This is a genomic window from Brevibacillus sp. MER 51, from assembly GCF_023714195.1.
GTDB lineage: Bacteria > Bacillota > Bacilli > Brevibacillales > Brevibacillaceae > Brevibacillus.
This window is the reverse complement of record NZ_JAMAUS010000036.1, coordinates 1-5634: the sequence shown is the minus strand read 5'-3', so window position 1 is coordinate 5634 and position 5634 is coordinate 1. Positions and strand designations below refer to the sequence as shown.

Annotated in this window: 4 protein-coding genes; 3 read left to right on the top strand and 1 reads right to left on the bottom strand. The window is 44.2% G+C overall.

What is annotated here, in order from left to right; translation table 11 throughout:
* Positions 1–154: 154 nt before the first annotated feature.
* Positions 155–604 carry an SRPBCC family protein gene (locus tag M3630_RS30395; RefSeq protein WP_221866635.1) on the bottom strand — a complete coding sequence of 150 codons (450 nt, stop codon included), beginning with the start codon at positions 602–604 and terminating at the stop codon, positions 155–157.
* Positions 605–719: 115 nt separating this feature from the next.
* Between M3630_RS30395 and M3630_RS30390 the strand changes: the two genes are divergently transcribed.
* The 3 genes from M3630_RS30390 to M3630_RS30380 all read left to right on the top strand — a co-directional run bounded on the left by M3630_RS30390 (position 720) and on the right by M3630_RS30380 (position 5463).
* A complete protein-coding gene (locus M3630_RS30390; protein WP_251254659.1) occupies positions 720–1523 on the top strand; it encodes a helix-turn-helix domain-containing protein in 804 nt (267 codons plus the stop codon).
* 242 nt (positions 1524–1765) lie between these two features.
* On the top strand, positions 1766–3391 hold the full coding sequence (locus M3630_RS30385) for a peptide ABC transporter substrate-binding protein (protein ID WP_173611909.1): 1626 nt from the start codon (positions 1766–1768) through the stop codon (positions 3389–3391).
* A gap of 422 nt (positions 3392–3813) precedes the next feature.
* Positions 3814–5463 (top strand): peptide ABC transporter substrate-binding protein, encoded by a 1650-nt coding sequence (locus M3630_RS30380; protein WP_173611910.1) that lies wholly within the window; start codon positions 3814–3816, stop codon positions 5461–5463.
* The last annotated feature ends 171 nt before the right edge of the window (positions 5464–5634 follow it).

Here is a 5634-nt window from a genome sequence, read left to right as displayed (position 1 = left end):
CTTGCCATTTTACTTCTTCTGGGTAATGCACTCTTGTGCCCATTAAAGAAGCACCTCCTTAGAATCATATTTGGAATACGATTCAGGAGGTGCTTTTTCCTTGTCTCAATTTACTGGGTCACTTCAAAATTGCTGGACTCGGGATTCGTTTGTATTAGTAGCCAAAATCAAGTGTCTTGCCTGTCTCCGCATACGTCTTGATCGACGAGAGCATCATTGGCCAATTGCTGCTGGCACTTGCGTGGGAGGGATGGTCTTTTGTCCATTGATCCTGAATCAGTGTCAGTTTGGTGCAGCCGCCAACCGGCTCTAAGGTAATAGTGACGCGAGTCTGCAATTCCGCATGATTCTCGTAATAGGCAGGACCAGGATGTTCAGTGAAACTGAAAATGTGATGAGGTTCAAACTGCAAGATTTTCCCGTATACATGCACCGTGTCGTCACCGGCTTTTCCCGGACCAACGTAGGCCATCTCATCGCCTACTTGAAAAGTTGAACGGATTGTACAGCCAAAGAAAGTACTCTTTACGCCTTCATCGGAAGTAAGGACATGCCAGACCTGCTCTGGCGTAGCACCAATGTAGAAATCGAAGCGAAGATCCATCGTTTTACCCCCTGATTTTTTCATTTGGGAATTGTAATCAAGTCTCCCAACTACTACTCTTACTATAAGAAGAAATCGGTAGTGTGTATTGTAAAAACACGACAGGAGGCGCACCTTGGAAAATCAGACTGCCAAGTTCCCAAAGGGTGTACTGCATGCCATGATTGGACAGAAAAAATTTTCGCTGGCCAGATACGAGCCATCTGCTGAAATCAGCTACTTCGTGCAGCATTACTGGGTCGTCCGGTGGGATTTGCGTAAGGAACTTCCTTACTTGCAAACCGTACTGGCTCATCCCAATGTGAATCTGGTGTTTGAAAAAGGAGCGACTGGTATTTTTGGTGTAGCCCGCACGACTTCCTCGCATCTTTTAGAGGGACAAGGTCAGGTGTTCGGAGTAAAATTCAGGCCCGGAGGTTTTTATCCGTTTCTGAATGCTCCGATATCAAAGCTGAGCGGAACTTCTGCGAGTCTGGAAGCCGTATTTGGTGTTGCCACCGACCCGCTTGAGAAAGAAGTGCTAAGCCTGCCAGATGATGAGCAAATGAGGAAAAGGGTAGAAGCCTTTCTATTCGAACATTTGCCGAAGCGTGACCCGAATGTAGCGCGCATCAGTGAAATCGTCAGGATGATCCAGGCAGACCGATCCGTACTCAGGGTCGAGGATGCGGTACAGTTGACCGGTATGAACATGAGGACGATGCAGCGCTTGTTTGACCGTTATGTAGGGGTTAGCCCGAAGTCGGTTATCCAACGATACAGATTGCATGAAGCAGCCGAGCAGATTGATCAAGGAACGGTCCAAGATTGGCTGGATCTGTCTACCTCTCTAGGCTACTACGATCACTCTCACTTCATTCGAGATTTTCGAGCAATCGTCGGTGTAGCGCCGAACGAGTATCGACGAGCACAAATTTAATCATAGTGAACCCCTTCGCCTTCTGGCTGGAGGGGTTGTTTTCTTGCTGCATAATTTTTTATGTACGAGGCATACTTCATCATGATGAAACTACCATTTTTATTTCCTTTAATAGAATTTGATGTTTCAATAAAACATAATTAATTTTACTTAAAATGTCTTCAATATTACTAAAAATGCAGTATATTTGTGGAGTAGCTTTCAAGGAATCTTTACCGATAGAAAAAGAGGGGGTCAACACCGTGAAAAAAAGCGTTTTTGCAGCAATGAGTTCTATTCTGGTTCTGAGTGCGGCGCTGGCAGGCTGTGGCGGCGGCGAGAAAGCAGGCGAGCAAGGTAGCAAACCTGCTGGTGAGCAAACAAGTGGTCCTAAAGAATTGAGAATGAACATGATGTCCGAGCCACCAACTGCTGACCCTGCATTGGCTGAGGATTCTACTTCCAGTGCGGTTCTGCGTGCAACATTTGATGGTCTCACTCGTATTGGCGAAGATGGCAAGCCACATCCATCTGTAGCAGAAAAAATTGACGTATCCGAAGATGGCCTTACTTATACATTCACCCTGCGTGACAGCAAATGGAGCAATGGAGATCCAGTTACTGCAAAGGATTTTGAATTCGCTTGGAAGCGAGCGCTCAATCCGAAGACAGCATCTAACTACTCCTACCAATTGTATTACCTGAAAAATGCAGAAGAATACAACAAGGGTAAAGCAAAAGCTGATGATGTTGGCGTAAAAGCGAAAGACGATAAAACACTCGTCGTAACTTTGAAGAACCCAACACCATTCTTCTTGGAGCTGACTGCGTTCTATACGTACTACCCAGTTAACCAAAAAGTAGTGGAAGGCAGCGATAAATGGGCAGGCGAAGCAAAAACTCACGTGGGTAACGGTCCATTCAAAATGGAAACATGGGAACATAAGAGCAAATTGGTTCTCGTGAAGAGCGATACCTACTGGGATAAAGACGCTGTAAAACTCGACAAGCTCAACTTCTCCATGGTTGAAGATGCAAATACTGAGCTGTCCATGTTCGACAATGACGATTTGGATTGGTCCGGAGCGCCTCTGAGCGCACTTCCTACCGATGCGATTCCTGCATTGAAAGAATCCGGTCAAATGCAAACACGCCCGATCGCGGGTACGTACTTGTACAAATTCAATACGGAAGTTCCGCCGTTCAACAACGCGAAAATCCGTAAGGCGTTTGCTTATGCTATCGATCGTAAATCGATCATCGACAACATCACGCAAGCAAACCAAGAGCCAGCTATGGGTCTGATCCCGCCAACAATGGCAGTGGCAACAAGCCCTTACTTCAAAGACGGCGATGTAGAAGCAGCGAAAAAATTGCTGGAAGAAGGTATGAAGGAAGAAGGCATTACCAAAATGCCTACCCTGACTCTTTCCTTCAACACGTCTGAAGGTCACAAGAAAATTGCCGAAGCGATCCAAGACCAATGGAAAAAAGCACTCGGCGTAGATGTTAAGCTGGAGAACAAGGAATGGAAAGTATTCTTGGAAGATGTGAACCAAGGTAAATTCCAAATCGCACGTTCCAGCTGGACTGGTGACTACAACGATCCATACACGTTCTTGGACCTGTTCAAGGACAAAGATGGCGGCAACAACGACACGAAATGGGAAAATCCGAAGTACAAAGAGCTGCTGAACCAATCTGCTCTGGAAAAGGACCCAGAGAAACGCAAACAAATCCTGGCACAAGCAGAAGCTATTTTCATGGACGAAATGCCAGCAGCTCCAATCTACTACTACACACATTCTTATGTGAAAAAAGACAAAGTAAAAGGTGTAGTACTCGACGGTCTCGGTTTCGCAGACTGGAAATGGGCAGACATTCAATAAGAAAAAGCGCATAGCTTGTTGTGATAAAGGAAGGGTGCTACGGCACTCTTCTTTTTTTGTAAACCATTTTAAGCGAAAAGAATCGACCAGAGGATTGAAGGTGATATTAGAAATTATAAAATTATAAATTAAATTACTATTGTCATTTTACTGAATGTGGATAAAATTGGGTGAATGAAAAAAGATATCAATAAATGAGGTTTTAATCCTCACCTCTGAAAAAGCTTGATATCATGCGGTTTTTCTTAGTGGTATTGGGGTAGGAATGTTTTGGGAAATTTATTTATCGATCAATATATTTTACAATTCATTAATTCTCTTTATAAATAAATAAAAATTTATTAAATCATTCTAAAACATATTTAAAAAATATATAAAACCATGTATATTGATAAAAGATTTAGAAAAGGGGGATTACTTGTATGAAAAAGAATGTTTTCGTGGCAATGAGTTCTATCCTCGTTCTTGGCGCGGCACTCGCAGGATGCGGTGGCGGAAACCAGGCGGCACCGGCAGATAACAACGCTTCCGGAGCAAAGACAGAAAATTCTGCACCAGCTGGCTCTAAAGTACTGAAACTGAACCTGCACTCCGAGCCACCAACTGCTGACCCAGGTATCGCGGAAGATACAACTTCCAGCACCATCATCACTGCTACCTTCGAAGGTCTGACTCGCGTTGGTAAAGACGGTAAATACAATCCAGCAGCAGCAGAGAGCTACACTGTTTCTGAAGACGGTAAAAAATATACATTCAAAATTCGTGATAACAAATGGAGCAATGGCGATCCAGTATCGGCAAAAGATTTCGAATATGCTTGGAAACGCGCTCTTAATCCAAAAACAGCTTCCAACTATGCATACCAACTGTACTATGTGAAGGGTGCAGAAGCCTACAACAAAGGTAAAGGTAAAGTGGAAGACGTTGGCGTAAAAGCAATTGACGATAAAACACTCGAAGTAGAATTGACGAACCCAACTCCATTCTTCCTGGAGCTGGTTGCATTCAAAACATACTTCCCAGTTAATCCAAAAGTAGTGGAAGGCAACGATAAATGGGCTACCGATGCGAAAACAGTTATTGGTAACGGTCCATTCAAAATGGATTCTTGGGAGCACAAGAGCAAGCTCGTTGTTTCCAAAAACGATAACTACTGGGATAAAGACAACGTAAAATTGGACAAAATCGAATTCTCCATGGTAGAAGATGAGAATACAGAGCTGTCCATGTGGGAAAATGGTGAGTTGCACTGGGCAGGTGCTCCAACTTCTGCGTTGCCAACAGACGCGATCCCGGCTTTGAAAGAATCCGGCAAAATGACAACTCAGCCAATCGCGGGTACTTACTTCTATCGTTTCAACACTGAAAAACCACCGTTCAACAATGTGAAAATCCGTAAAGCGTTTGCTTATGCGATCGATCGTCAAAGCCTGATCGACAACATCCTGCAAGCTGGTCAATTGCCTGCAACAGGCTATGTACCACCAAGCATGGCGCTGAACAAAGACGGTTTCTATAAAGATAATGACATCGAAACAGCGAAGAAATTGCTCGAAGAAGGACTGAAAGAAGAGGGTCTCACCAAATTCCCGGCACTTACTCTTTCCTTCAACACTTCCGAAGGTCACAAAAAGATTGCTGAGGCAATCCAAGACCAATGGAAGAAAAACCTCGGCGTAGACGTGAAGCTTGAGAACAAAGAGTGGAAGGTTTACCTGGATGATGTACACCAAGGTAAATACCAAGTGGCTCGTGCAGGCTGGTTGGGTGACTTCAACGATCCAATCAACTTCCTGGAAATGTTCAAGGAAAAAGACGGCGGAAACAACGATACTCGTTGGGAAAATCCGAAGTACAAAGAACTCCTGAACCAATCCGCTCTGGAGCTAGACCCAGAAAAACGTAAAGCAATCCTGGCTCAGGCTGAGCAAATCCTGATGGATGAAATGCCGATTATGCCAATCTACTACTATACTCAATCTTGGGTTAAGGACGACAGAGTACAAGATGTTATCATCGATGGTCTGGGTGCTGTAGACTACAAGTACGCAGATTTCGTAGAAAAGAAATAATAGCTGTGCATGTAAAAGAAGAAAGGTGCTTTACTCACCTTTCTTCAGACTGAAGAGAAACCCCCTTTTGGGGGATTTCTTTTTGGCATTGTTCCAGCACGAAGTGCTGAAAAAAAGGATAGCCTGCACCTAACTTGCTTTCGCTAGGTGTAGCGCTATCCTTTTAATGTT

Coding starts and splice junctions, on each gene's coding strand:
- M3630_RS30395 (WP_221866635.1), bottom strand. CDS start 604: ATGGATCTTCGCTTCGATTTCTACATTGGTGCTACGCCAGAGCAGGTC.
- M3630_RS30380 (WP_173611910.1), top strand. CDS start 3,814: ATGAAAAAGAATGTTTTCGTGGCAATGAGTTCTATCCTCGTTCTTGGC.